This window comes from uncultured Mobiluncus sp. (assembly GCF_902488535.1).
In the GTDB taxonomy this organism is placed as follows: Bacteria; Actinomycetota; Actinomycetes; order Actinomycetales; family Actinomycetaceae; genus Mobiluncus.
Genome location: NZ_CABTWO010000040.1, coordinates 1 through 3,921, shown reverse-complemented (window position 1 = coordinate 3,921; position 3,921 = coordinate 1). Strand labels below are relative to the sequence as shown.

Here is a 3,921-nt window from a genome sequence, read left to right as displayed (position 1 = left end):
TATATTGAAGGAGCGAAAGCCACCGGGTGGAAACAAGCCATCAACCAACTAGCCGTGGCTTACCCCGACCGATTCGCGGACTACTTGTAAACCAAGCCCCCGCACACAAAAAATCGGACACCCTCGTCCGTAGTGAATTGCGCCTACGTCTCCTTGCTCCATAAGGACGGATTTCGGCAACCCAGAACCTCGAACAAGTTCAGCCAACTTACCTAGTTCGACTCGTTCCACCCCATCAGGGCACAGATCATGAACCAACTCATCGAACTTATTCATCATCAACTCCAGCTTCCAGATCAGTCACTGCCTGCTCGATAGCTTCCCGCAAGACTTTTTGGCAAGCCACGATCTGGCGCAACTCTTCGTTCAAACTCGACGTATCGATGATCTCTCGCACGTCTTCTTGCTCGATGTAGGCGTTCACAGACAGGTTTGCATCGTTAGAGAGAACGTCCTCGTTTGTCACCAGGGCTGCTTCATACTCGACTTCTGCGCGATCCTCGTAGAGCTTGACGATTGTGTCCTGGTGTTCGGGGAAGAGCTTGTTTTTCGTCCCCACTCGCTTGAAGTGTTTCGACGCGTCGATGAAGTGGATCAGGTTATCCGTCTTGGACTTCTTGATCACCAAAATGCAGGTCGTAATCGTCGGTCCGAAGAACAAGTCAGACGGTAGCTGGATGACCGTCTGGATCAGGTTGTTCTTGATCATGTACTCGCGGATCGTCTTTTCGGTACCACCGCGATACAGCGAACCAGGGAAGGAAACGATGGCAGCGGTGCCGTCTACATCAAGGTAGGACAGCATGTGCATGTTAAACGCCCAGTCAGCGTAACGCTGGGGAGCCAGCACACCTGCTGGTGAATAACGATCATCGTTAACCAACACTGGGTCTTCCTTACCCTTCCACTTCCGAGAATACGGAGGGTTAGACACAATGGCGTGGAATGGCTCTACATCGTCATGCTGCGGGTTGGTGAGAGTATTCGCACGTTTGATGTCGAACTTTTCGAACCCAATGTTGTGCAGGATCATGTTCATCCGCACCAGGTTGTACGTGGTCAAGTTAATCTCTTGCCCGTAGAACCCACCCACGTTTTCTTCCCCGAGAACCTTGGCGAACTTCAGCAAGAGAGAGCCTGAGCCACACGCCGGGTCGTAGACGCTGTGAACCTTGGCCTTGCCAGATGCTGCGATTCGGGCGAGGACTTCAGAGACTTCCTGCGGGGTGAAGTACTCACCACCGGATTTACCCGCTTGAGAAGCATACATCTGCATGAGGAATTCGTACGCATCACCGAAAACGTCGATAGCGTTATCCCCGAAATCACCAAACGGCAGCTCGTGTATCTCGTAAATAAGTTCGTAGAGCTTCTCGTTCCGTTCCGGAACAGTCTCACCAAGCCTGTTCGAGTTGACCTGGAAGTCATCGAACAGACCCTTAAAATCGGCCTCCGACTCCGTACCTACGGCGGAGGACTCAATCCCCTTAAAGACCTGTTCTAGCGTCTCGTTGAGGTTTGGGGTCTTCTTCTGTGCCACCTTTTGCTTGGCATCTTGGTAGACGTTCTCAAACAAGCGAGACGGCGGTATGAAGAAACCCTTTTCTTCTACCACACCGTCGCGCCCAACTTCTGCGTCCTCATCTGAGAGGTTGGCGTAGTCGAGTCCGTCTTCTTCAGCGTTGAGGAAGGTAGTCAGATTCTCCGAAATGAAACGGTAGAACAGCATGTTGAGGACATAGCTTTTGAAGTCCCAGCCATCGACGGAACCGCGCAACTCTTCGGCAATCCTCCAGATGGTTTTCTGTAGGTCTGCGCGTTGCTTGCTCCCGTCAACTGGAGCGTTTTCCGCGACTTCCTTGGCTACATCTGCCATTGCTACGTCCTTTCACCTTGATGCGCTTTCTACTGGGGCGATTATCTCATGAGCTGCGACATGTCCGGGGTGGTCACTGCACGGACGTTTGCACGTAAAGACGGTTGCCCAGGTCGTGCATATGTGAGAACCACCTAATAAGGGTTGCGTCCCGCAGTGTGGTGTAACGCTTGCTGATGGTGGTCCCTGGGGAAATACAGGGGCGGCCACCGCCAGTAGAGAGTGTCCGATTCTTTGTGTGCGGGGGGTTGGTTTACAAGTAGTCCGCGAATCGGTCGGGGTAAGCCACGGCTAGTTGGTTGATGGCTTGTTTCCACCCGGTGGCTTTCGCTCCTTCAATATAGCCGTTGCACTCAACGTCGCGCTTTGCTTTCTTCGCTCGCTGCGCAGCGCGCTTGTCTGCGATGCTTCAGACGATCTTCCAGCAACCCGACGCCCAATCCACCTGGGCTCAAGCCCGCGAAGTCGTTGACCTGTTGGAGCCGAAGTTCCCGCAGGTTGCGGCGTATCTGGAGGAGTCACTCGATGAGGCGCTGGCGTTTACCGCAGCGCCGAAACCGGTCTGGACGAAGGTGTGGTCAAACAACCCCACCGAGCGGTTAAACCGGGAGATCCGCCGGCGCACCGACGTCGTGGGTATCTTCCCGAACCGCGAATCAATCATCCGGCTTGTTGGCGCCGTCCTTGCCGAGCAACACTACGATCGGATCCAACAAGAACGCTACATGTCACTATCCGCACTCGAGCACACCAAACACCTCATGCACCAACCCAACCCCCACACAGGAAATGACCATGGCGACCACCACCAGCTAACCGCCTAACCAAACCCCCAACTTCATACCGAGCCGAAAGCACAAACGGCTACACCACTACACGGGATTTGACCGTGGAACTTCAGTCATCGTTGCTTCCTTGTGAATCTGTAGACGCCTGATTGTCCCACAGGAATCACTCATTTTCGGGCAACAAATGTTGGTGTTTCACCGCACGAGCAGGAGGTTTGCAGCGCAGTGCCGCTAGCCAAACACAACCCCCGCACGCTCCCCCCCGTTGCACGCGTGAACACATTTCTCTTTACTTTCCCACACTTTGCAAATTAAGGTAAGCCTTGGCTAGTAAAGGGTAGCTTTACCTTAATTGGATGCCACCCTTCGACGGCCACGTTACACACGAGAAAGTTCTGAATATGTTCATCGCCGCTTTCCTGGTCGGCCTCCGCGAGGGCTTGGAAGCATCCCTTATCGTCGGCATGTTATTCGCCGCCATCAAGCGCCGCAGCAGCACCACCACCGGCGACGACAAGGGTCACCTGAACACCGCGGCCCGCACCGTGTGGGTCGGTGTGGTCTTGGCAGCAGTGATCTGCACGGCGCTCGGCGCGCTATTCACCTTTGGCCGCTACGGATTGTCGTTCCGTGCCCAGGAAGCGATCGGCGGCACCATGTCGCTGATCGCGGTGGCCATGATCACTGGCATGGTCCTCTCCTTAAGCAACAAGGGCGGCAAACTGCGCACCATGCTCGAGGACAAAACGGGCGTTGCGCTGACCAAAGGCAAGCAGGCCATGTTCTGGCTCGCGTTCGTCGCCGTTGCTCGCGAAGGCATTGAACTAACCCTCCTATTGTGGGGCTGGATGACCACACCAAGTGCGGTCATTGGCGCGTTCGCCGGCATTGGGGTTGCCATCGTGATGGGTTGGCTGATCTACCGGGGCGCTCTTCGCCTGAATCTGGGCACATTCTTCACCTGGTCGAGTGCTCTACTCATCATTGTGGCGGCGGGCATCCTCGCCTACGCCATCCACGATCTGCAGGAGGCGCAGTTCCTCCCCGGGCCGTTCTCCGGCGCACCGATTGCTCCGACGCACCCGCGTACCGGCGAGGTCCTCACCGGGTTTGCTACGTACCCGTTCTGGATGGCGTCGTTCCCGTTCGGCTGGGCGTTCAATCTCGACGAGTTCATCGATCCCGCCGGAATCATCGCCACACTGCTCCAAGCGTTCACCGGATTTATGCCGCAAATGTCCTGGCTACAAGTCATCT

2 protein-coding genes and 2 pseudogenes are annotated in these 3,921 nt (G+C 55.4%); 2 read left to right on the top strand and 2 right to left on the bottom strand.

All coding sequences use genetic code 11. The annotated features are described in order from the left end of the window. Nucleotides 1-268: 268 nt before the first annotated feature. Both RDL66_RS08890 and RDL66_RS09050 read right to left on the bottom strand, forming a co-directional pair. On the bottom strand, nt 269-1,876 hold the full coding sequence (locus RDL66_RS08890; protein ID WP_308536627.1) for a type I restriction-modification system subunit M: 1,608 nt from the start codon (nt 1,874-1,876) through the stop codon (nt 269-271). A gap of 253 nt (nt 1,877-2,129) precedes the next feature. Further along, nucleotides 2,130-2,285 (bottom strand): annotated as a pseudogene (locus tag RDL66_RS09050) (IS256 family transposase); the annotation flags it as partial. On the opposite strand from RDL66_RS09050, the pseudogene RDL66_RS08885 reads away from it, so the two are divergent. Both RDL66_RS08885 and RDL66_RS08880 read left to right on the top strand, forming a co-directional pair. Next, nucleotides 2,272-2,700: pseudogene (locus RDL66_RS08885) on the top strand (transposase); the annotation flags it as partial. The pseudogenes RDL66_RS09050 and RDL66_RS08885 sit on opposite strands and share 14 nt — an antisense overlap. Before the next feature lie 365 nt (nt 2,701-3,065). Further along, a partial coding sequence (locus tag RDL66_RS08880; RefSeq protein ID WP_308536626.1) for an FTR1 family protein occupies nt 3,066-3,921 on the top strand: 856 nt, incomplete at its 3' end.

Excerpts from the sequence above, each read along its gene's own strand:
- RDL66_RS08890 (WP_308536627.1), bottom strand. The coding sequence starts at position 1,876 with ATGGCAGATGTAGCCAAGGAAGTCGCGGAAAACGCTCCAGTTGACGGG.